Here is a 25,978-nt window from a genome sequence, read left to right on the forward strand (position 1 = left end):
GGGATATGCGCAGAATCGGCTTTCCCTTTCTTACTTGAGAAACTATATCTAGTTTCTCTTCAAATGTGTGTTTTGTCATAAATAGTGAACCCCAAAAGTTTTTGTCTAACTTTTGGGGTTCACTTCAAACCGAAGTCCCAGACACCCTGTTTAATTTCAGTTATTTTATTGATTAATAGTTAGCTACAAAATATGTTTTTGAACTTTGATCATCTGTAACCTTAATCTGGTTTATTGCTTTTGCATAAGACTTAACTAAAGCGGGTTTAATGTTACCGGCCACTGTTAAATAAGCTGTTGTAGGATTAACTATTGCACTGTAATATGCATTTACATCGTTTAGTTTCAAATTTTGAACTGATAAAGTTGTAATGCTTTCAGCATAATATTTATCTTGAGCAGAGATATGTGATAATATGTCTGCTTTTGCTTTAGCTAAAGCCTCTTCTGTAAAATGAGGTGCAGTAATATAAGTAGACATAGCAGCTAATGCATCTTCAAACTCATCCGCATTTGCAGCTGCCAGATTTATTCCTCTATCTGTAAAGCTTAATGATTTATGTATTTCTGGCAATTGTTGAGTTAAAATGATATTTACCAGCTCTTGAACTGCTGCTTTTTCTGCAACATACTTGTTTGTACCTTCAAAACTTAAAACTGAGAATACTTTTTGTGTTCCAGAGTTTTCGGCAACTATTACTGTCATCCCATTTTTTAACTTATAACTAACAGGTTCTTTCATGACAGATTGCGCGAAGCTGAATTGAACAGATAACAGAAGAGCGATTGCAATTGAGATGTTTTTTAAATTTTTCATAACAGGGGGATTTAAATTTGTTTTACAATTGGTTGATGATTCAAAAGTATTGAGCATTACCGAATCCTGAAATGAAGAATAGGTAGAAAGGCATTTCTACCCGATGAATAGGCATTAAAACACTTTGGAGTTTTAATGCCTATCCGGACAGCTATTTATTAAACATTTCCTTAAGACTGATGGTCTTGTTATTAATCATAGGCTTTGCATAATAAGCCAGAAAAAGAATATAAGCCAAAGTTATATAAAGAAACATGAGTGCATACCTCAATCCTATGGCATCGCCCAATGATCCTATTATTAATGGAACTAGTGCACCACCAAAAATACCTGAACATAAAATACCTGAAAAAGAACCATGATGTTGCGCAACAGAGTTCAATGCCAGAGAAAAAATAATAGAAAACATTACCGAAATTACAAATCCTGTTGCAGGAAAAGCATACAATGCCACATCTTTAGAACCGAATAAAGCAACGGTAACAAATACCATTGAAACTATTGCTGCAAGTTTAAGGATAAGTTTTGAATCAAATAATTTCAATAAAACAAGTCCAAGCAGACAACCTAATGACATCAACCCCCAGAACCATGCTACTGCCTGTGCACCATCCTTATTTGGGTCTACCTCATGATAGCTTCTCAAAAACTCGGACATCCAATTGGCCAATGCCTGTTCAGTACCAACATAAGCAACTATACCAATAAAAAATAAGCGTACATCTCTATTTTTAAGTAAAGCCAGATAAATTCCTGCAGCACCTGATTTCTCATCTTCTTTTAGCTCTACTCTTGGTATTCTAATAAAAGAAAGTAACAATAAAATTAAAATGAATATAAAACTAAACAACCAATACAATGCAGTCCATGATAAATTATCTTTTACTAGACTAGCCAATGCACCGATTAAAGGGTTATTGATCGGACTTGCAGAAAGCTCAGTCATCAGGTAAGAAAATACAAAAGGACTGACAAATGAAGCCAATCCGAATACAAGTTGCCCTAATACCGAGAAGAATGCGAAGTTCTCTTCACCACCCGCTGTACGCATTAAAGGATTAATGATAACCTGCAACATCGCCATTCCTATACCAATAATAAATAAGGATGCCAAAGCTATGCCATACTGTGGAAATAATCCGAATGCCGTTACACCAATAAAATTAAGGGTAAAAGCGATTAGCATGGACTTTTTCTCTCCAATCCGCTCTATCATTATTCCAGAGGGAATAGACATAATGCCATAAGCTAAAAAGAATGAAAAAGGCAAAAATGCCGCCATTGTAAGACTCAGATTATAAGTCTGGATAATGATGGGCATTAAAGGTCCAAGAATATTGGTTACAAATGATATAACAAACCAGATCAATAGAATAACACCTACCAGAAAATTATTACGCTGCATATAAACTCATTTAAAATTAAAACTTGGAAAAAACTCTTGCTGCACATCCTAATAAACCTGCCTTATTCCCTAATTGTGCAGCCACAATTTGGGTATGTTGTACTGTATCTGGCATTGTCCTCTTAAGTACTCTTTTTTTAATCTCACTAATATAAAATTGCCCGGCCTCACTGATACCTCCCCCCAACACTACCTTCTGCGGACTAAATACATGGATCATACTTGCAATACCTGTAGCCAGATGATCGAAATGCTTATACATAGCCTCTACCGCTTCAGGTTCTTTGGCCAGATAATTATTGACAATCATTTTTCCATTTATATTTTCAGCATCTAAACCGCGTAATTCAGCATAGTGATTAATCAATGCGGTTGTAGAAGCATAAGCTTCTAAACATCCGAATAAGCCACATGAACATTTAGCACCGTCTTGCTGTATGGTGATATGTCCTAGTTCAGTACCTCGATTCTTGTATCCACCATAAAGTTTTCCATCAATGATTAAACCACCACCTATTCCAGTTCCGATAGTAAGGAAAACTACATTTGTACAATCTGCGGCTGCGCCATAAAACTGTTCTCCCAAGCCCATCAGGTTTGCATCATTATCGATTACCACATTTAAACTTGTCGAAGCGGAAATAATGCTGCCCAGATCAACATTTTTAAAGCCGGGCAAATTATCTGCACCACCTATGACTACATTCTGATCAACAATACCAGGGAAGCCAATTCCGACACCCCTTACCTTTTCTGGTGCATGTTCTACACATTTTCGGATAGCAGCATTAATCAATGCAATCACCTCACCCTCTGTAAAAATATTATCCAGGGGAAACAAAAATGAATAAATCACCTTTCCTGTGTTACTTACCAGTCCACATTTTAATGAGGAGCCGCCCACATCAATTCCAATAGCGTAAGATTCTGTCAATTCTTTAAAGATTTCAATTATTTAATTACCGAAATTAACTTTAAAGCCTTTTAAGGGATTTTAATAATGTCTTTAATGATTTAGGTTTTGTGCTAATTCAATTAAATATCTTCCCCATCTTTCCTTGCAAGGTATTCTGTAGGCATACAATCGTAATATTGCTTAAATGCTGTTGAGAAATATGAAGGAGAATTAAAACCGGACATGTAGGCAACTTGGGCAATAGTATATTGTCTGGATTCCATCAATTCTACAGCTTTCTTGAATCTGATGCGCTTGATGAAATCTGTTGCAGATTCACCAGTTATCGCTTTAAGTTTTAAATAAAGATTGGAACGGCTCATACCGATCTCACGACTAAATTTATCTACTGAAAAATCAGACTCGGTGATATGTGCTTCAATAATAGCAATTGCATCTCTTAAAAAATCCTCGTCAAGTGTATTGAAAGCAATGTTTTCCGGAATAATTTCTTTTGAGCTTGAATAATACTCTTTAAGTCTTTTACGTGAGCGAGTAATATTTTGCAGCTTTGCTTCAAGAAGGGCAATAGAAAAAGGTTTGGTAACATAATCATCTGCCCCAACTTCTAAACCCTTTATCTGTTGATTAGTTTCATTCTTAGCTGTCAACAGGATTATCGGTATATGACAGGTCTGGATATTTTGCTTAATCTTTTTACAGAAATGTATTCCATCCATTTCAGGCATCATTACATCAGAAATGATTAAATCAACTTGTTGTTCATCAAGAAGATCAAGTGCTTCCTTTCCATCATAAGCGACAATTACTTCGTAACTTTTACTAAAATAATTTTTTAAATAAGTTACAATTTCAGGATTATCATCAACGACGAGCAATTTTTCTTTTTCCGGGCCATCAACTTTTTCAATTCCGTCCTCTCCTATATTGGCTTCATCATCCGACAATTCATTTTCAATAGAAAGGGCATAATGTTGACCGTCAACATGTTCATCGGTATCGTAACTATCATCTCCCAGAGGAATTGTTACCACAAACGCACTCCCTTTACCTAAAGCACTTTCAACCATTATGGTACCGTGATGTAACTCTACCAATCGCTTGGTAAATGCCAGACCTACACCAGAGCCCAGGTTCATTTCCTGACCACTTACCTGATAAAATCTATCGAAAATTCTTTCCTGATGTTGCACATCAATTCCCATCCCAGTATCTGTTACTTTGATCACAGCATCATTATTTCTTCTTGCAAACTCTACTGTTATCGCTCCACCTTCCTCTGTGTATTTAAAGGCATTTGAAAGCAGGTTAAATAAGATTCTTTCTATTGCATCCTTATCGAAGTAAAAAGATAATTTTGCTTCTGTGGAACGGAAAGTGTATTTGATTTTATTCTTTTCAGAAAGTGTAATGAAAGAGCTGTAAGCTTCATGGATAAAACTAACCATATCACCCTTACCTACTTTAAGTTTCTTGGTACCACGTTCTGTTTTTTTAAACTCAAAAAGTTGATCTACTAAATGGTATAGTCGTTTTGCATTCAGCATCATCAACTCATGATTTTTTCTTAAGCTTTTATCTGCAACCGGCCTGCTTAGAATTTCTTCCAACGGAGCCAATATTAATGTTAAAGGAGTTCTAAATTCATGCGAAATATTGGTAAAGAAATCCATTTTCATCTGATTGATGTAATTGACTTTCTCGCGTTCCATCCTTTCCATTTTTAACTGGTGTAATGTTCTGATCCGCTCTGAAACCACCCTATAAACTACATAACCAGCTGCAATTGCAAATGCAGTCATTAACAAGTAAAACCAGTTACTGTTATACCATGGAGGTCTAACTACTATGTCCAGCGTTTTCACTTCACTGCTTTCGCCCTGAGGGCCTACAGCTTTAACATGAAAAACATATTTACCAGGTTGTAAATTGGTATAACTTGCTTTAGAAATATCTTCTGTAACCTGCCATTCCTTATCAAAACCATCTAGTTTGTACCAATATTTTGTTTTATTGGGTGAAATGTAGTTGAAAGCATTAAAGAAGATGGTAAATTGTTTAAATTCATGTTTAAATGTTAACTTTTTAGCTTGATCTATGTGTTGATCTAAAACATCATATCCATCACCCGGTACAACGGTTTTATTAAAAACTTCGAGTCCGGTAAAGGTTACTTTTAATTTTAAGGGATCTTGTTTTAAAGCTTTTGGATAGAAATAAGAAACCCCGTTGATTCCACCAAAAAGCATCATCCCATCTGCTGCCTTACAAAATGCATAGAGGTTAAACTGATTGTTTTGCAATCCATCCTTATTATCAAAAACCTGCAGTTTGCGGCTGTCAGGATGAAATTTTACAAGACCTTTGTTAGTCGAAATCCATAAATTCCCTTCATCATCAGGCAGGATGCCATAAATGGTGCCTTTAAGGAAATCTTTACGGATGTTAAAAGTTACGAAACTACGGGTATTTTCATCAAATAAGTTCAGACCATCTCTTGTTCCTATCCAGATACGTTTTTTAGCATCTTCGGCAATACAGCTTACCACATCATTGCTTAGCATATTACCTGGGAAGTTATCGAAAAGCATATTATCCGGGTAAAACAGGTTTACACCATTCGTTGTACCTATCCAGATACGTTTTTTAGAATCTTCGAGCAAATAGGTAATCTCGTCAGATGTTAAACGCTTTCCAGCTTTATCCATATAAATATGGCTAAAAGATTGGTCTGAAGTATTAAACAGGTCAAAACCAGTTCTTGTCCCTACCCAAATACGACTTTTGTGATCCTTTAATAAGGCATAAACCATGTCGCCAGCAATACTTTTAGAATCTGCCGGATTATGTCTGAACACTTTACTAGTTCTGCTTATGGGATCAAGATAGTTTAAGCCCATATTATGTGTTCCTACCAATAGCTTACCAGCCTCATCAAAAGCTATAGATTTAATATTATTAGAGCTTAATGAGCCATGTCCGGTCTCCTTGAAAGTATAATACTTAATAGTTCCGGCATTTCGGTCCCAATAATTAAGTCCCTTATCATTCGTACCAATCCAGAAATCACCTTTACTATCTTGCTTAATCACATTTACAACCTGATCATTTAATGACAATGCACCCGTGCTCTGATTTAATAAATTGAACTTAATATCATTGTAGTGATAATAGCTTATCCCCCCATAAAAAGTTCCCAGCCACATACCATTCTGTTTGTCACGATAAACACAACGAACGGAATTCTGATTTATAGTATAAGGTACAGAGGCCCTGTGATAATAGTTTTGAAAAGTATTGTCTTTAAGATTTAGAATTGAAAGACCATTAAAAGTGCCTAACCACAAATTACCTTGCTCATCCTTACTTATCCCCCGCACATCGTTATCAGCCAGACTAGCTTCTTGTCCTGCAATATGTTTATAATTAACCGTAGTTCCCTTTTTCAGATCGTATTGAATTAAGCCTTTCCCTTCAGTTCCAATCCAAAGCAATTCCCTATCTGCAAAGAGCTCATTAATCCTGGGTTTCCCTAGACTTAAATTTATTAAACTCAGTTTTTTGCCAGCCATATTCATCTTAAACAAGCCTACGTCTGTACCTACAAACAAGTTGTTTTTGATTAATGCCAAACGAGTAACACTCTTTATATCAAAAGCAGAGGCATCAAAATTAACTTGTTTAAATTGTCCAGTTGAGGCATCGAGGAAAAAAATCTCACCCGAACTTGAACTTGCCCACACCACTTTATTTGCATCTTCTACGATTGAAGAAATATACCACTCACCTGATTTACGGGGGAATTTATAATTCTGAAAGTTTTCTTTAGTATAATCAAAACGACTTACGCCCTGATTTCCTCCAACCCAAACTAAACCTTTATGATCAAGAAAAAGACTTCTGATGTAGTTAGACTGTAAACTATTTTTATCAGCTTTGGAGGGACGATAAACGCTAAAAGTTTCTCCATCATAGTGATTCAAGCCATCCTGAGTTGCCATCCACATAAAACCCAGAGTATCTTGTACCATGGTAAAGACAGTACTTTGCGACAAACCATTTTCTACGGATATACCTCTAAAGTACCGTTTTAGAGTCTGTTCAGTTTGTAACTGAGCGGCAGCAATATGCCCGACAAATATTAGAGAGGCAAACAGACAAAAAATGGTAATCCTCCGCTTCATTGCTTGTACATTTTATTTTTTACGTTTAAAACCAAAGTCAAAATTAACTACATCTGGCAAACTATCCACTACTTCCTGCTTATTAATTGAATTATTTTTAGTTTCTATCAGTATTGAACTACCATCTATACTATGTTTATATACATGTCCTTTAATTTCCAGAGATTCAGAACCATAGCCGAACACTGCATTTTCATTAGCTGATTTCACAATTAAGCTAGCTACATCAGATGCATTTAATGCCGCTTTAATTTCCCATGGTCCAACCTTCAGATGATACAAACCATTCACATTGCTAATTACCTTAATTACATCAACGGTTTTATCCTTTAACTGAATTACAGTTAAAAAACGGTTTGTCCTTAAAGGATTAACTGTAGTAATACCTGCATGCCACTGATTTGTGAATTCTATAATATTGCCTTCGTCATCTGTTTTACCTTTCCAGTTTTTAGCTGGGAAATTATACTTATCATGCAGAACCAACTTTAATGGAGTATGCGCATAAACTGTTGTGCTAACATGAGCAAGATTAGTTTTTAATTTAAAGCTTTGTTCAGATGCACCAGAAATTGTTTTGCCATCCATCATAAAGGGACTGTGCATCTGACTGGTCCATTTTACCGGTTTCACAGCTTCAAGTTCATCATATAAAATTACATAATTACTATCTAGCTGCAACATATGTCTCCTGTAAAGTTTCACACCAGAGTCACCATAACCACTGCTTTTATCAGCTTTTAAACCTATTTGTTTAAAGCGGTCTAACCAAAAATCGGTTGTCACATTTCCATAGGCATTTGAAGCATCACCTAAAGCATACTGAATTCTGTTGCCAGTCATGAAACGTGGAATCCATCCATATCCATCCTCTCCTATCCTTTGTCCGAGGCTGTCGGCCAGAATAGTATTATAGGCTCTTGATGAGCGATAATCCAACAGGTTGTGTGCATCACTAAAATTGCTGTAAAATCCTGTTCCACCAAATACCTTTTTCCCATTGTAATTAATGGTAAATGCATTTTGCGCCGCATGACCATGTCCAGCTGCACCAAAAGGATTAGACATTAAATAACTGCCCAGGTTTTTAGATGGATCTGCTAAATTGGAATGCATAGCCACCAATCCTATATCTTTAAATACTCTGCCTTTAGCAAGTGTGTTTGGTGCAGATAATGGCTTTATGCTCTTTGGATTATAATTTAACAACCTGAAAAGCACGAAATCATCTGTTCCTTTAAAAAATTCGGGCTTAGTTTTTCTAATTTCAGCAACATACCAGTTTAAAAAGGGGTTATCAACTTTTAAAGCTAAGGCCTCTGCAAATTTAGCCTGCATTTTAACTGTACCGGCAAGGTTTTCATGCATATCTCCTACTGCTGTTGATGTAGAATTTGGCGGATAACTGTATAACATGTAATAAGGCAGATTCTTCATCCATGTTTGCTTGAAATAATCCATTCCAGAAATATTACCAAAAAGTTCAGGTAAGTAAATCAGCGTTTCGTAATGCGTACGGAAATACCCGTTACCTTCATGCCAGCCTCCGTCAGTTGAACCTAAAACAGGAAAACGTGCCGACCAAACCTCGTACACATACGTTAACCATTCATCTGCTTCCGGTAAATCATTCGCAACTGCAACCGCAGCGATGGAGAAATTACGTAAAATATGCTGCCAAACATGGTTATCACACATTTGCAATTCAAAACGATTAGGCAAATCTTCATATATGCGTTGCCCTCTAACTGCAATTGTATGCTTCAATAAGCTTTTTTCTGACGCCGTTAAATATTTAAATCCTGCATCATAAAGCCATGCAATAGATTCAAGAATATTTCCATTGTTGAAATCGTCACGCGTTGCGTAACCATCTGGATTCATTTTAGCTACATGTACTGCTTGTTTTATGGCTTCTTTAATAAATCGATCATCTTTAGTCAGCTGAAAAGCAATACAAAGATTACGTATGGGGGCGCCTACTTTTTCACCGAAACCATGATACATAAATTCAATCATTTGTTTACGCTGTAAAGCGTTCATGCCGGTTGTATCTCTTGGTCTTGTTGGCTTTTCTTCTGGAAGCGGTTGTCCTATCAATTTAGTTGAAGCAGAAATAAAAGACTTAGCTTCAGGGTTTTGTTTATTATTGATATAAAAAGCTTCCGCGTTTTTATTCATCCCCCACAACCTCGGATGAGCTGCTTTTCCTTTTTCTAATATAGTAGCTATAGCAGGAGAAACACCTACATTTTTAGCCTGCTTTTTAACGATAAAATCGTAGACAGGCGACCATTTCCATTTACCACCTGCCTTATCTGAAGAGGCGTATTTCCAAAACCAGCGTCCTGGCTTTAAGCTTTGATGTAAAGGATATACTGCCCAGCGCTGTTCATTACCTGCAATCAAGTTATTTTTGAAAAGACTATCCCTTGACAGCAACACTTTATATTTTACCGTTTTACCCTTTACACCAGGCCATAACAGAACCGGACTATCATCAGCAACTTCAACACGGTTAACCGGATATGCCCACTCTCGAATACGAGGGTGCAACATTCCAGTATCAATCTGTTGTACAGCCTGTTGTTTTACAGAGGTTAACAATAAGGCTGATTGAAGGATAATAGCAAAGCTCATAGGTAAGATTTATTTTTTTAATGCATAAAATGAGTCCTGATGTTCTATACACCATTTTTTCAAATACTCACGCATCTGGTTTAATTTAGCTTTATGTGTTGACTTCACAGCCAGGTTATTCATTTCTCCAGGATCATTTTTCAAGTCAAACAGCTGTTCTCTGATTTTCCCTTTATCATATACGATATATTTAAAATCCTTTGTCAATACTGCTCTACCTTTAATACCAAGCATCACCTCATTATCAGCGAAATCTGTTTCTATTACTAGAGTGTCACGCAAGCTAACTTTTGGATTATCCATACGTTTTTTTAAATCTACCCCCTTTAGATATGCTGGAGTTTCAATACCCGCATAGCCACATATTGTTGGAATAATATCTATACCATTACAAAGTAACTGATCGTCTGTTTTAGGTTTCCAATGTCCTATTTTAGAGATAATAAAAGGTACTTTAGCTGATTCTTCATACAATACCTGCTTTTGGTTCCATTCATGTGCACCATAACCATCTCCATGATCACTTGTAAAAATGATTATGGTATTGTCTTCTAATCCGTGTTTTTTCAGAGATCCTAAAATCATACCTACATAATCATCCACCTTCTCTACCAAGCGGTTATATGCCCAACGATATTGTCTCCACTGTGATTCAGTCCATCCGATTGTTGGATATGTACGTAAATTCACCTTCTGCTGTTCTCTTATAATTTCCGGTTCATTTGGTGATATTTTCCAATTCTTTGGCATTACAGGACAAAGAGAAGGATCTGGTGGTGAACCTATCAAATCCATTTTCAAATAATCACCTCTTGCCCATTCACATATATCATGAGGGTTTAAAAAAGAGGCTACTAATAAAAATGGATTATTCTTATTTTTCTTAATAAAATTAGCACAATATGATGGTGTTGCAGCATCTGTATAATCACCTGTAGCCGTATTTTGTATCGTTTCAAAGCCATGTTGCTCTATTTTACCAGCTGGAATAGGCAGGTGCCATTTACCTACATACCCTGTTTTATAACCACCATTCTTAAATATTTTGCCCATCATCAAGACGGAATCCGGCCACTGTCCGTCCATTTCTGGTGCATTCCCACTAAAACCAGACTCATGTGGCATCTTACCACTAAAAATGGAAGATCGTGATGGTGTACAAAGTGGCTGTGCACAATATGCCCGTGTAAAACGAGTACCATTTGCCGCAAGCTTATCCATTGCGGGCGTATGTAAATCCTTATTTCCAGCATTACTCATGGCATCAGCAGTTTGCTGATCTGTCATAATAATAATGATATTAGGCTTTGAAACATTTGCTTTTTGTGCTTGTGCTTCAGTACCTCCTAATAATGCAAGTAAGGCTGCACTAAGCAGCCATCCTTTTGTTTTGTACATCCTCATATCTTACTTATTTTAAATAATTATAGCTAGAATCCAGATTAAATCGTTTTTGCATCTCTTTGCTTGGTTTGGGTGTTTTATCTACCTCACTAAAATAATCAGCAGTATCCCAAATCTTTACATTTCCATTTGTTTCTCTTGGATCCTTAGTCTCTACTAAATAATTACGCATTTGAGCAAGTAATTCTTGTTTTATCTTTTGATAAGCCGGGATCGCAGCCAGATTATGTATCTGATCTGGATCTTTATTAACGTCAAATAATTCTTCTGCCGGTCGTTTACCCATTGCCAGTTCAAAAAAGGGCTTAACTTTCTTGTCATCTCTATGCTCTATCAGGTAATATTTAGTTTCACCTGGCCAATTGAACATATAAGGATCAATGTCTCCATAAAACGGCGGGTCACCTGCCGGCCATCTATTCGGCTCATAGTTTTTAATATACAGATAGTCCTTAGTACGAATTGCTCTGCCTGGATAACCCAAACCATGTTGACGTACAAAAGCATGACGTTCACGACCTAATACAACAAAATCTCTTGACTTTTCTTCTTTCCCTTTTTCCACAATAGGTAATAAACTTTTACCAGTCATAACTGCAGGAACAGTAATATTTGCTAACTGGAGAAATGTTGGCGCGAGATCGTTTAATGTGACCATATTTTCACTAACTACATTTTGCTTGAATTTACCTGGCCATGAAATGATTAATGGTACATGTGTACCAAAATCGTAAAGATTAGCTAAACCTCTAGGCATTTGCCATCCATTGTCGCTACACACTACGATAACAGTATTATCAAGTTGCCCGGTTGCTTTCAGTTCTGCCATAATTTCCCCCAACTCCTTGTCGAAGGCCTCAATTGCAGCATAGTAGTCTGCTATATCCTGACGTACATCAGGATGATCCGGTAAATATCCTGGAACAGTAACTTTACTTGAATCGATACCTGCTTTAGCACCAGAGCCTACTTCAAAAGGTCTGTGCGGATGTAAGCTACTTACCCAATAACTCCATGGACCTTCCTTTTTATTTTTAAGAAAATCAGCAAAGCTGTTATACTTGTTCCCTCCAGGATTTCTCGGACGCCCGTTAGCTTCGAAGCTACCTGGTCCCCAACCCTTACCCTGGTAACCTATAGCATAACCAGATTCTTCCAGCAGATCCGGATATACTTTGTATTTAACTGGTAAAACACCCCATAAATTAGCGCCATCTTCTAATCTCCAAATATCTTGTCCCGTTAACATAGCCGCCCGTGCAGGTGTACAAGATGGGGAGCTACAAAAAGCATTAGTAAAGCGTACACCCTGACTGGCAATTAAATCCATATTAGGCGTACGAACTATTTTATCTCCATAACTACCAACATGATTCCAAGATTGGTTATCAGACATGATCATCAGAATATTAGGACGATCTTGCTTCTTCTCTGTTGTGCAGGAAGCCCAGGTCAGCACCATGATTAGTGCAGCTGGAATGTATTTCAAATTATTAAACTTCATCTTTATTAAATTATTTAGTAACGGCTTCCGTCGGATTAGTGTCTTTGTATTGCTTCTGTAGCTTTACAAGTTCTTCTTTTAATTCTTTTATAACTGGCTGATAAGCTTTATTGCTATATAAATTATTCATTTCCTTTGGATCTTTTTGCATATCATATAACTCCCACTCATCAACATCATTATAAAAATGGATAAGTTTATATCGTTCAGTTCTGATACCATAATGCCTTTTCACCATATGCCAGCTTGGATATTCATAATAATGGTAATAAACTGCTTTACGCCAGTTTTCTGGTGCTTTTCCAGCATTATCTAATATCGGACGTAGTGAAACACCTTGCATATCATCAGGTATCTTTACTCCTGCATAATCTAAAAATGTTGGGGCAAAATCAAGATTCATGGCAAAAGCATTACTTACTGATCCTGCTTTGATAGATTTTGGATAACGTACCAATAAAGGTGTTCTGAATGACTCATCGTACATAAAGCGCTTGTCGAAATAACCATGCTCTCCTAAAAAGAATCCCTGATCTGAAGTATACACAATAATGGTGTTGTCTAACTCTCCTATCTTTTCAAGGTAATCCATTAGCCGGCTTACGTTTTCATCAACAGAAACAACACATGCCAGGTAATCGCGCATATATTGCTGATATTTCCAGCGTACCAGATCAGCACCTTTAGGGTTTAACTTTTTAAATTCAGCAACACGTTTGTCATATACTTTTTTCCAATTGACTTTCTCCGCATCTGTCATACGGTTGTACACCTCAAAGAAACGAGCTTTATCTAATGTAGGATCGTTAGCTTGCTTGTAATCATCACCCTTTGCATCTTTAAATATCTTTTCTATAGGTAATTTACCCATAGAGTCCAATTGTTCAGACGAAAGCAATTTAAGATCCCATGCATCCCACATATCTGTAGAAATATTCATTAATTGCTCTTTAGCTGCTCTTCCCCTATTTTTAAAATCATCTAAAAGATTATCTGGTTCAGGAAAAACAGTATTATCAAACATACCAAGGTGTCTTGGTGCTGGTAACCAATTGCGATGAGGCGCTTTATGCTGATAAATCATCATAAAAGGCTTATCATGATCTCTTTTTTCTAAGAATCCGATTGCTTTATCTGTAATCACATCAGTTACATAGCCTTGTTCCTTTACTACTTTTCCATTCTCAAAGAATTCTGGTTGATAATATTGTCCCTGGTTAGGTAAAATACTATAATAGTCAAAACCCATCGGAGTTGAACCAAGGTGCCATTTGCCTATCATTGCAGTTTGATATCCTGCTTTTTTTAACAATTGCGGATATATAACCTGCGTACTATCAAAAACCTTTGAATTGTCCGTTAATCCATTTAGGTGACTATACTTGCCAGTTAAAATAGTAGCTCTGGAAGGACCACAAACTGCATTAGTGACAAAGCAGTTATTAAACAGCATTCCTTCATTAGCAATCCTATCTAGTCCAGGTGTTTTAATGAGTTTACTACCATAGGCACCCATTGCCTGAATAGTGTGATCATCTGTCATAATGAACACAATATTTGGTCGTTTAACATTTTGTTCAGTCTTTGATTGCTGACATGACGTTAATGCCATTCCAGTAATCAAACAGGAAATAATTATTTTCAAATTACCCATTTTAATAGTTAAGATTTTTTAAAAGGTTTGGATTCAAATCACACGCTCCAAATGAGATTGGATAAAACAGATGTTTCATAACATTTTGGTTTTATTTATTTGGTTAATTGATAAGAACGAATGTAGATGAGTAAGACAACAATGGATTTAGATATTGTTTAAATTCATATCAGTTTTGGTTAATCACAACCTTAAAGACTGTATTTTCATCAATATTCATCAAATCCTGAATAAATTAGCTCAATTCCTAAAGCTTATCATTTTTGCGCGCCCTACCTTCATAAAACAATTAAAACGAACAAAAACTTACACTAATGAAGAAACTACTAAGCGCATTTGTAGCTTCCATCGCACTGATGGGCTCAACAAATAGTATGGCAGTCACGAATGACAACGGGGAGGATTGGTTAAAGAAATCTACAAAAGCTGCAGTATATCAATTGACCAAAGCTGCACAAACTTTTACTCCGGGTATGAATCCGAGATCCATCAATAATAATGGTACAGTAAGGTTAGCTCATCCTCGCGACTGGACTACCGGATTTTTCCCTGGTACTCTATGGTACGGATATGAGTTATCAGGTGATGAAAACCTAGCTGCTGAGGCAAGAAGGTTTACACTAGGCTTAGATACTATGCAGTATATAAAAGATACACATGATCTGGGTTTTATGATTTATTGTTCTTATGGTAATGCTTACCGATTAACTGGTGATCAGATTTACCGCAAGCCTTTAGAAAATGGTGCTGCTAATTTGTATGCTCGTTTCAATAAAAAAGTTGGCGCAATTCGTTCATGGGACTTTGGACATTGGCAATTTCCTGTAATTATTGATAACCTGATGAACCTGGAGTATTTATACTGGGCAGGAAATGAGTTTAAAAAACCAGAATGGTTTAATGCAGCTAAAACACATGCTGTAACTACTATGAAAAACCATTTCAGAAAAGATTATAGTTCTTATCATGTAATCAGCTATGATACTCTATCAGGTAAAGTTTTACAAAGAGAAACTCACCAGGGGCTTACACATGAGTCTGCATGGGCGAGAGGTCAGGCCTGGGGGCTTTATGGTTATACCATGAGTTTTAAAGATACTAAAGACAAAAAGTTTATTGATCAGGCTGAGCATATTGCTAAGTTTATCATGAACCACCCTAAAATGCCTAAGGATAAAATTCCACTTTGGGATTTCGATGTACATACTGAAGAGCGTACACCAAGAGATGCATCCGCTGCTGCTGTAATTGCCTCTGCCTTATTAGATTTAAGTACACAGGTAAAAGATGGTCAGAAATATTTTAAGTTTGCAGAGGATATATTAAAAACCCTTTCATCTGATGAATACTTAGCTAAACCAGGTGAGAATCAGTTTTTTATTCTTAAACATAGTGTAGGTGCTTTCTTATATAATTCAGAAATAGATACGCCACTAAACTATGCGGACTATTACTTTATGGAAGCATTAAAAAGATATGCTGAGATTAAAAAAATTGACTTAAAAACACTTAGTCAGTCATAAAACCAACCGATAATTATGAACTTAAAAAAGATTATCCTTTTGCTTGCTTTAACTCCTACGCTACTATTTGCGCAGGAATCAGGCAATCCGATTACGAAAGAAAGTTTCAATAATCTGAATCTGAATTATCCGGGTTTAGAAGAGGTAAATAAATCATTTACTGCAGGCAATTATACTGAGGCAGCAAATCAATTACTTAAATATTATCGTAGTAAACCAGCTGCAAATAAAAAAGGAGATAAGTCTATTAGTGCTGAGGATCAGGAAAAAGCAGACAATGCCTTGTTACACAAATTTAAGCCACAAAAAGGATATGGATTTTTTGATTATGGAAAAGACATCAATTGGAGCTACTGGCCTGTAAAAGACAATGAGGTTCGTTGGCAATTGCATAGGGTGTATTGGTGGCAGCCGATGGGCCTGGCTTATCGCAATAGTGGTGATGAAAAATATGCGAAAGAATGGGTCTTCCAATTCCGTGACTGGGTGAGAAAAAACCCTTTGGGATTATCGGCAGAAAATGATCGTTATGCCTGGAGACCTTTAGAAATTTCTGAACGCATTCAAAGTTTAGTGGGTACTTTTAATTTGTTTGTAAACTCTCCAAATTTCACCCCTGCTTTCTTAATGGAATTCTTAAAAAGCTACCATCAACAAACAGACCATCTGTCGGTAAATTTTGCTGCTATAGGAAATCACCGTTTGTTTGAGGCACAACGTACACTAACAGCTGGTGCTAACTTCCCTGAATATAAAAATTCAGAAAAATGGCGTAAAATTGGTATTGAGGTACTTAATACTGAAATTGTAAAGCAAGTTTATCCAGATGGACTACAATTTGAATTATCTCCGAATTATCACAATGCAGCCATCAATATTTTCTTAAATGCATACAATGCGGCAAAATTAACTGGTGTAGAAAAGGAATTTCCTTCAAGCTATAAGAATACGGTAGAAAATATGATTATGGCAACCATCAATTTCTCTTTTCCTGATTATACATTTCCAATGTTTGGGGATGCCTGGATAGGAAAGAAAAAAGAGATGATAAAGCAATATAATGATTGGTCAAAAGCTTTTCCCGACAACAAAGTAATTCAATATTATGCAACAGATGGAAAGAAAGGCACTTTACCTAATTACTTATCAAAAGGGTTGACTACCGCTGGTTTCTATTCATTTAGAAACGGATGGGCTAATAATTCCACTGTAATGGTACTAAAGGCTAGTCCACCGGGAAAATTCCATGCTCAGCCAGATAATGGCACCTTTGAACTTTGGGTAAAAGGACGCAATTTCACTCCAGATGCCGGTGTATATGTTTATAGTGGTGATGAGGAAATTATGAAAAAGAGAAATTGGTTTCGTCAAACTCGAGTTCATAATACTTTAACCTTAAATGATGAGAACATGATTATTACAAAGGCAAAGGTAAATAAATGGGCTACTAATCAGAATCTTGATGTATTAAGTTATATTAATCCAAGCTATAATGGATTAAACCATCAGCGCAGTGTGCTTTTTATTGACCAGAAATACTTTGTTATCATCGATTTAGCTATAGGTAAAGCAACAGGGAAACTTGATGTACGCTTCCACCTTAAAGAAGACAGTAAACCTGTTTATGATAAAAATAATAACAGAGTTACCACCTCTTATGATGATGGAAACAATTTACTGATTCAGTCTTTAAACACGGATAAAGTAAGCTTATTACAGGAAGAAACAAGTGTTTCCTATTTCTACAATAAAGAAATCCCCCGTCCTGCATTGGCTTTTGAAAAACAGAAAGCCGATGATAAAACCCAGGCTTTTGTAACTGTTGTTTATCCTTTTGATGGTCAGAAAGCACCGAAAATCAGCATCAAAGAAAATAATGGTAATGATTATATAAAGGGCAATATTAATATATCCTTAACTATTGATGGCAAAAAGCAACAGATAAGTGCACAACTAACTAATCAATAAACATCCTCTATAAGGAGTACCAAGCTTCTCAAAATGTTCAGAAATTCTGAACATTTTGAGAAGCTTTTTTATTTGAATCCAATCCTTCGTTCGGTATCTTTGTGAATAGAAATTATGAGCGAATCTTCTGAAACAACCTTACACCAGGATAAAACATTTACCAGCAATGCAATAAGTTTCTGTTCTCATTTAAGTTTGAGAAAAGTCAGCTAGATTACAGCACTTTTTATGGTACAAAACTTAAAAAAACCAAGTTTACTGATTGCTCCCTTAAAGAAACAGATTTTGAAGAAGCTGATCTCACTGGCAGTGTGTTTGACAACTGTGATTTGTCGGGCACCAGCTTTGTACGCACTGTTTTAGAAAAAGTAGATTTCCGTACGGCGCGTAATTTTGGTTTCGATCCTGCAGTAAATAAGGTTAAACAGGCTAAATTTTCAGCTTTAAATCTTGCTGGCTTGCTTTATCACTTCAACCTGGACATTGACCATGATAATTAAAAAAAACGCCTGAAAATTATTCCAGGCGCTTCATAAACAATTGTAATGGTAGAGCTATTTTTTAAGTTCAATAGTTGCTACTACAGGAAGGTGATCTGAAGCATATGTTTCATTTACAATCCTATAATCTTTCACTGTGAATTTTTCCGGCTTATTCAACATAATATAATCAATTGTCCGGTTAGCATTTACTGATGGGAATGTAAACGGACAATTTGACGAACAGGCATAAGTTAGTTGTTGTTGCAAAATCTTAATTGCATTGGATGTTGGCTGTGCATTTAAATCACCTGCAATAATTAAAGGTTTGTCTAAAACTTTAATGTGATTTATCAATTCCTTCGCCTGGTGATCTCTATTTGCGTCAGAACTCAAATGATCCAGATGTGTTGAAGCAAAATTAAACCTTATCCCCTCTTTTTCAACAACAATCATAGCTACAGATCTAAGTTCTCCACCCAATTCAGGTGTTACTGAAAGTTCATATCTTTTACTTTCAATAATTGGTAAGCGCGATAAAACCGCATCACCAAATTGCCCCCCCTGATAATCGATAGCTTTAGTATAAAAATAATACATTCCAGTAAGTCTGGCCAATTCCTTTGCCTGATCTACATCTTTTCCCGATCTTGTAGTGTTTACATCTACTTCTTGCAAAGCCACCAAATCCGGTTTCTGTAAATTAATGACATTGGCAATTGCCTGAAGGTTCCTCGCAGAAGCTACCTCTGAAGGAGGGTTACCGATATGAATATTATAAGTCATAACTTTAATCACTGGTCCTCCTTTTATAGGATCAATAGGTTTTGTCGGCTCTGATTTACTTTTACCACATGATGCTGTGATTATAAATAATAGTGTGAAATAAATAAATCTCATAGTTATTGTCGTTGTTTTGGTTACTTGTATAATGTGAATTGTGCAATTACCGGTAAATGAGTACTAGTAGATGTAGTGCCAACGGTATAGCTCAAAACCTTAAAATCCTGAGATGTTCTATACATGATAAAATCAGAGTAGTTTAGCGGGTTCACAACTGGTGAATTGGGAGGGCATGTAGTACAAGGATACTCCCATCCTTTGATTGCCATAGCTGTATAAATGGGTCCACCCACAGGCCGGTCATTAAAATTACCTGCAAGGATCATTGGTTTATCTTTATAATCCTCCGTAATCCTAATCAATTCAGCAAGCTGCACATCTCTAACTGCTGCAGAGGCATTAAGGTGCGTACCAGCAAAAGTAATACGCTGATTTTCATTAATTTGCAATTCAAGCACTGCAAGCGGCCCTTTTTCCGCGCTTGTATTTCCAGTTGGCAGGATAAATGTTTCTTGCTTAACAATTGGGTACTTTGTAAACACTGTTGCTCCATACTTTCCACCCTGATAGGACGCAATAGACTCAGCAAAGACATAATTAGGCATCCCAAGAAGTCCAGATAGGACTTCAGCCTGATCAACACCTCCACTACGGGTAGTTTTGATATCCATTTCTCTTACCAGAACAATATCTGCCCCCTGTGCATTTACAATATTGGCCACGGCATTCATATCTATTGTCCCTCCCGCTTTACCAAAACTCAAAACTTTAAAGGACATACCTTCTCGTTGTGCCTCAACCCTAAAATAGGTCGTTTTAAGCGCTTCATTTACTGGCTTATTTCCACTTACCTGTACAATACTTACTGGCAGCAGATATTGTTTAAATTGCTGCAGAGCTCCCTTCGTTTTGATTTTGATTTTAAGTGGATCAGTCGAATATTGCCCTTTTCTGATGACTCCTGATTTATTTTCAAATTCATAACTGCCAGCTGGTAAAACATCATAATCGGTTTCGTTAGTCTGATTGTAGTCAGCTACTAATTCCGGACTAGCGTCAAAAGAGACCTGAATATCTTGTTCATTTGTAGCAGGGCCACCATAAGAAGCCCCAAAAATAATAGTATTTAGCGTGTCCGCCATAATAAAAGTACGGTTGGCCGGCGATTCTGCTGCCTGCGACATATATATTTTAACATAATCGTCAGGATTCGCTATAGTAGTATCGTATTTACAAGAAGAAATCAACCCACTTACAAATAGCATTACAATTATATATGATTTTATTTTCATGTTATTAGGCTTTAATTGTTACCAACCCGGATTTTGAACCAGGTTTTTATTCTTATTAATTTCCGTTTGTGGTATTGGGAATAAATAATAGCTTTTTCTAAACACACGTTTTTCAAACACTACTCTTTTATAGAACTGAGGTGGATTTGCACCGATATTCATTCCATAAAAATTGCCTCCATCTGTTTGTTCAGCAATCTTCCATCTGCGTGTATCGAAATATCTGAAATGTTCAAATGCAAGTTCTATTTTGCGTTCCTGGCGAATCAGTTCCTTAACATCAGATGGTGCTGGCACAGGCAAAGGATCAGTTCCTATACCAAACTGAGGTATTCCAGCACGCTCTCTGATTGCATTTAAATATTTTAAAATGTCAGAATTACCAGGGTCAGATTCATTCAATGCTTCTATATAATTCAGTAATATTTCTGCGTATCTGAACATTAGATAAGGTCTTGGTGTCCATACTGATGTTCTTGGATTTGAAGACGGTGAAACATTCTTTCTTATAAAATATCCTGATCTGGGGTGATCCCATGATCCTGCAGGTCCGGATTCACCGGTGTTATAAGTTTGAATAATCTTTACTCCTTCTGTGGTATTGATCCATTGTGCCCCATTAAAGTTTACACTTACATAAAACCTTGGCTCCCTATTCGCATACATATTATAAGTATTTGCAAGGGTATAAGGTGGTTTTGCAACAGTTGTAAAACCGGTTTCAACATATCCCGACTGTGTATTAATAATTGGAGATCCATCCGAATTATAACCGGTAATCGGGCGTAAACCGTTTGCCATATGATAAGAATCAACCATCTGTTGTGGCGGACCTACACTTGCATATCCACTTGCCAGTCTTGGTGTAAGTGCCCTTTCATATCCGTTGATATTACTGGATATCCTTGTGAAAATAACTTCTGAGTTCCATGGTTCAAGGAAAAGATCTCTATACGATAAATACGGATCAAACTGTCCGGAACTATTGTTCTTTTTATACAAGCTTAAAATATTCAGATCTATAATATCCTTAGCAGCTTTTGCAGCTTTGGTCCATTTATTTGGATCATATTGCGTATTCATCAAATTTTTACCATCCTTATTCTTAAAACCTGCATAATCTACATTCCCATTAAAAAGTGGACTTGCAGCATAAAGTAATACTCTACTTTTTAATGCCATACAAGCAAGTTTAGTAGCCCTTCCTAATTCAGGATCACCTTGTGCAGTAAAATGTAAAGGCAGATCTTGTGCAGCTAAATCCAATTCATTTACTATATAATCAACACATTCATCATAAGAATTTCTAGGCAGATTTAACAAATCATCACCTACTTGCAAATCAGGAGGTAAGACATCATTATTTAAAATAAAAACAGGCCCCCAGGTTCTTAATAAGCTGAAGTACAAAAATGCACGTACGTACCTTGCCTCAGCTGTCCTGATCACAATTTTATTTGCAATCATTTGTTTATTATTTCCTATGTTGTTGATAAATGTTGTAGCCGAGCGAATCCCTACATAATAATCCTTAAAATAATTATCAAAGTAGCCCGATGCTGGGTTCCAGTTACCAACGTTCATTAAAAAAGTCAGATATCCTGGTCTATCATATGTAATATCCCCCTCATCAGATAAGCCAATCCAGGGTGCATTATTAGTAATGTAAGTCTCATCTTTAATGAAACTGTAGACATTGGCAAGATACTCTTCTGATGTTGATTCCCTTTCAAAAACCTGTTCAATAGTTAAGCGGTCGTCCGGCACCTGATCTAAAAAATCCTTCTGACAGGAAACACTCGTCAACGCCATGCAGAAAAGTATTATGTATTTTATTTTGTTCATCTCTTTAAATCTTATGTTTAGAAATTAACGTTTATCCCTACACTATAGGTTGCGATATTAGGATATCCTGCTCCCCCAGGATAGGCTGCATCTGCCCCATCGCCTAATTCAGCATCCCATAATTTGAATGGAGAAAAAGTAAGTAGGTTTACACCTGAAAAGAATATATCGGCATTGCTAAGCTTAACCTTATTTACAAAACTCTTTGGTAACTTGTAATTAAGTTGCAGTGTTTTTAAGCGAACATATCTCCCATTAGCTATCCAATGCGTACTTCTTGCATAATTTTCATTGATGGTACCTGGTGTTAAACGCGGATAAAATGCATTCGGATTTGGGTTTTCTTTTGTCCATCTGTCGCTGATATTATTAAACAAGTTCCCTCTGGATAAACCTTGTTGAAAAGGGACCAATCCTTCACCATTTAGCCAGATATCCATATTTCCAACTCCCTGAAATAGTGTAGAAAGAGTAAATGCTTTATAACCTAATGTAAAGCCAAAACCATACATCAATTCAGGTACCTGTCCATAACCAATAGCCGTCTTATCATATGCATCAATTACACCATCACCATTAAGATCTTTAAATTTGATATCTCCAGGTGCGATTGTTCCAGATTGTCTAGGACTATTTTGTATTTCAGCATCAGATTGGAAGTACCCTAATGCAACATACCCCTGACGTTGCCCCACTTTCAATCCTTTTGTTGCCAACCATGGATATGCAGGATCTGGTAAATCATCCTCAATTACTTTATTCCTGTTAAATGTAAAGTTACCCATCAGTTGAAAACTAAAGTCTTTCCCAAATTTACCATTATAGGTTACTGAACCGTCAAAGCCTTTATTGTCGATTACACCAACATTGGCATATGGGTTATTTTTAATACCCATATAAAAAGGAAGTGAATTTCTGCGAAGAAAGATTCCCTCCCTATGCTCTTTAAATAAATCGAATTGAAAAACAAGATTATTATTAAAAGTATTCAAGTCAATTCCCAGATTGGTTTTTGTAGAAGTTTCCCAGGTTACATCAACAGCATATTCATCTATATCTATCCCATTAAACCCTTTTGGCGTACGTCCAAATGAATAAATAGTTGATGAGGAGCGTAATACTGTGCCCAGATAAGCAAACCTCCTGCCTCCAATATTGCTGTTACCTACTTTACCATGTGAACCTCTGATTTTAAGCAATTGGATATAATCCTTAAATGGCTTAAAAAAGCCTTCTTCAGATATTACATATCCTAAACCTATTGATGGAAAAAAGCCATACCTCTTTTCAGGCAGAAAATTTTCTGATCCATTGTATCCAAAATTAAATTCAGCAAAGTACTTATTATCAAAACCATAAGTCGTCCTCATTGCTAACCCTCTAAATCGATATGGTAAAGATGTTTCCAGACTTCCTGCTTGTGTATTGATTTCATCACTCTGATTAAACAATGCCAAAGCACCAAGACTATGTTTGCCAAATGTCCGGTTATAGTTCAAAGCAGCCTCATTATAAAAGGTTCTTGAGCCATTATTATTTCTTTCATAAGCAAGATATTCAGTCCCTTGTCTTATAGGTTGATAAATGATGTTTCCTTCATTATCCCTTCCATTGGCCAACCAGGTATCAGGCGTTTTTGTTCTTCTTAAACTCACGTAATTATAGGCGTCAAAAGAGAACATACCAGTTACAGATAAACCTTTTGTTAAAAAATCAAGCTCCTGGGTTATCCTAAGGTTGGAGAACAGCTGATTCCTCCATTGATTGGCATAACCTGTTTGAGTTAATAATCCATATGGGTTTTGTAAACTTGAAGTAGCCACATCAGCAATTTTTCCATCTTCATATTTAGGTGGATGCAAAATTGGGGTCATAAAGAATGCTTTTTCAAAAATATCCGAAGAGTTAGAGCCTGGATAATTCACATTAGAAAGATAGCCTTGCACACCTAATTTAATGGTGGTACTGCTACTTGGCTTTAAAGTCACATTTGATGTTAGGTTATATCTTTTTAACCTAACTTGAGAATCGTATTTAGCAAGGTCATCTGTTTTGTAAAGTCCCTTTTCATCGTAATAACTTGTCGCTATATAGTATATAGCACGTTCAGATCCTCCATTAATATTCAGATTAGCCCTTCTGCTGTTACCAAAATCATTAAACAACTCCTTATACCAATTTACATTTGGATATAGGTATGGATCAGTACCAGATTCAGTAAGCTGAATAGATTCTTCGGAATATCTTGGCGGAGCTCCATTGTTTGCCAAAGCTTCGTTTGACATACGCATATAGGTTACCCCATCTGCAAACTCCGGGATTTTTGTAAAAGAAGTTAGTGCTTCATTAAACCTGAAATTAAATTTCGACTTGCCAGGAGTTCCGCTTTTTGTTTTAACAATGATTACACCGTTTGCGCCCCGAACACCATATACTGCAGTTGCCGAAGCATCTTTAAGAATAGAAAAGCTTTCTATATCTTCCGGATCAACATCTGAAAAAGATCTTGGAACATCATCAACCAACACCAATGGTTTACTCAGATTGTTACTAAATGTTGAAATTCCCCTAATCCAGATGTCTGCATTATCACCCCCACCGGGCTCACCACTTCTTTGAACAGATACCACTCCTGCTACCCGCCCTCCTAAAGCATTATTTAAACTTCTGACTGGGATTTGCAGATCTGAAGGTTTAATAGTTGCCTGTGCACCTACTACACTAATTTTCTTCTGAGCACCGAAACCAACTATTACCAGTTCATCTAGCACAGAGTTATTTTCATGCATGACAACATTGATTATTGACCTCCCTTTAACAGGAATTTCTATAGTATTGTATCCGGTATAAGAGAATACAAGAATATCGGTTTCTTCAACATTTAATATAAACTTTCCGTTTATATCAGTTCCGGTTCCTTTTCCAGGCTTATTTTTTATTGTCACACTTACACCGATCAAAGTTACACCTGTAGAGTCCTTCACAATACCTGCAATATCTCTCGACATTCTATTATTAGAATTTAATCGTAACTTACTAACAAGAATAGTTTTCTCAATAATTTTAAAATTCAGATTTTGCACTTTCAACAACTCTCCTAATACTTCTTCTAAAGTGCCACTTTTAGAAATACTCATTTTAGGAAGGTCACTTAAGACTTCATTTTTATATAAAAAATTATATCCCGTCTGCTTACGGATCAACTTAAAAATTTTCTCAATTTTCTCGTCATGTTCGTTTAGAGTAACCTTCTGTGAATAAGCTGTGGCACTTACCTTGAGGCTGATGATCAAAACAATAAGGGTAGTAAGTTTCATAATGAAAATAATTTTTCTCAATATTGGCCAATTTGAAAAGCCAATACCGAATTTCTGCCATACCAGGCAGGAATGTAAAGCATGTTTCATACATTTGTTTTGTTTGAGTTTGTAAGTTATTGGTTGAACGATTTTTCCATGACGACTTAAACATTTATTCTGTCCCGGCGCCAACCGGGGCAGATAT

At 36.4% G+C, this 25,978-nt stretch carries 15 protein-coding genes; 3 read left to right on the plus strand and 12 right to left on the minus strand.

The genetic code is table 11. The features are described from left to right. Positions 1-172: 172 nt before the first annotated feature. The 8 genes from ABDJ41_RS14445 to ABDJ41_RS14480 form a co-directional block, all read right to left on the minus strand. The gene (locus ABDJ41_RS14445; RefSeq protein WP_349786769.1) at positions 173-817 is read right to left on the minus strand and encodes a peptidase M16 family protein; all 645 of its coding nucleotides are present in this window, start codon (positions 815-817) and stop codon (positions 173-175) included. A gap of 151 nt (positions 818-968) precedes the next feature. After that, entirely contained in the window at positions 969-2,222 is a 1,254-nt protein-coding gene (locus tag ABDJ41_RS14450) for an MFS transporter (RefSeq protein WP_349786770.1), read from the minus strand. Positions 2,223-2,238: 16 nt separating this feature from the next. Beyond that, on the minus strand, positions 2,239-3,156 hold the full coding sequence (locus tag ABDJ41_RS14455) for an ROK family protein (RefSeq protein ID WP_349786772.1): 918 nt from the start codon (positions 3,154-3,156) through the stop codon (positions 2,239-2,241). 101 nt (positions 3,157-3,257) lie between these two features. Beyond that, positions 3,258-7,322, minus strand: a complete 4,065-nt coding sequence (locus tag ABDJ41_RS14460) for a hybrid sensor histidine kinase/response regulator transcription factor (RefSeq protein ID WP_349786773.1) — start codon at positions 7,320-7,322, stop codon at positions 3,258-3,260. A gap of 12 nt (positions 7,323-7,334) precedes the next feature. Then, positions 7,335-9,962: a DUF4962 domain-containing protein gene (locus ABDJ41_RS14465; RefSeq protein WP_349786774.1), complete on the minus strand. Its 2,628-nt coding sequence runs from the start codon at positions 9,960-9,962 to the stop codon at positions 7,335-7,337. A gap of 9 nt (positions 9,963-9,971) precedes the next feature. Beyond that, a complete protein-coding gene (locus ABDJ41_RS14470; RefSeq protein ID WP_349786775.1) occupies positions 9,972-11,366 on the minus strand; it encodes a sulfatase family protein in 1,395 nt (464 codons plus the stop codon). Between the two features lie 7 nt (positions 11,367-11,373). Further along, entirely contained in the window at positions 11,374-12,870 is a 1,497-nt protein-coding gene (locus tag ABDJ41_RS14475) for a sulfatase family protein (protein ID WP_349786776.1), read from the minus strand. Positions 12,871-12,880: 10 nt separating this feature from the next. Further along, entirely contained in the window at positions 12,881-14,524 is a 1,644-nt protein-coding gene (locus ABDJ41_RS14480; RefSeq protein ID WP_349786777.1) for a sulfatase family protein, read from the minus strand. A gap of 314 nt (positions 14,525-14,838) precedes the next feature. Between ABDJ41_RS14480 and ABDJ41_RS14485 the strand changes: the two genes are divergently transcribed. From ABDJ41_RS14485 to ABDJ41_RS14495, 3 genes are all read left to right on the plus strand, one after another. Beyond that, entirely contained in the window at positions 14,839-16,047 is a 1,209-nt protein-coding gene (locus ABDJ41_RS14485) for a glycoside hydrolase family protein (protein WP_349786778.1), read from the plus strand. Between the two features lie 15 nt (positions 16,048-16,062). Continuing rightward, a complete protein-coding gene (hepC, locus tag ABDJ41_RS14490; protein WP_349786779.1) occupies positions 16,063-18,015 on the plus strand; it encodes a heparin-sulfate lyase HepC in 1,953 nt (650 codons plus the stop codon). Positions 18,016-18,194: 179 nt separating this feature from the next. After that, positions 18,195-18,515 carry a pentapeptide repeat-containing protein gene (locus ABDJ41_RS14495; protein WP_349787084.1) on the plus strand — a complete coding sequence of 107 codons (321 nt, stop codon included), beginning with the start codon at positions 18,195-18,197 and terminating at the stop codon, positions 18,513-18,515. 54 nt (positions 18,516-18,569) lie between these two features. On the opposite strand, the gene ABDJ41_RS14500 is transcribed toward ABDJ41_RS14495, so the two are convergent. Genes ABDJ41_RS14500 through ABDJ41_RS14515 form a run of 4 tightly spaced genes read right to left on the minus strand, consistent with a single transcriptional unit; the run spans position 18,570 to position 25,881 of the window. Beyond that, the gene (locus tag ABDJ41_RS14500) at positions 18,570-19,394 is read right to left on the minus strand and encodes an endonuclease/exonuclease/phosphatase family protein (protein ID WP_349786780.1); all 825 of its coding nucleotides are present in this window, start codon (positions 19,392-19,394) and stop codon (positions 18,570-18,572) included. A gap of 20 nt (positions 19,395-19,414) precedes the next feature. Then, the gene (locus tag ABDJ41_RS14505; protein ID WP_349786781.1) at positions 19,415-20,629 is read right to left on the minus strand and encodes a BT_3987 domain-containing protein; all 1,215 of its coding nucleotides are present in this window, start codon (positions 20,627-20,629) and stop codon (positions 19,415-19,417) included. Between the two features lie 18 nt (positions 20,630-20,647). Continuing rightward, positions 20,648-22,441 carry a RagB/SusD family nutrient uptake outer membrane protein gene (locus ABDJ41_RS14510; RefSeq protein ID WP_349786782.1) on the minus strand — a complete coding sequence of 598 codons (1,794 nt, stop codon included), beginning with the start codon at positions 22,439-22,441 and terminating at the stop codon, positions 20,648-20,650. 50 nt (positions 22,442-22,491) lie between these two features. Next, entirely contained in the window at positions 22,492-25,881 is a 3,390-nt protein-coding gene (locus tag ABDJ41_RS14515; RefSeq protein ID WP_349786783.1) for a TonB-dependent receptor, read from the minus strand. Between the last annotated feature and the right edge of the window lie 97 nt (positions 25,882-25,978).

The organism is Pedobacter sp. ASV1-7, from assembly GCF_040203335.1.
Classification (GTDB): domain Bacteria; phylum Bacteroidota; class Bacteroidia; order Sphingobacteriales; family Sphingobacteriaceae; genus Pedobacter.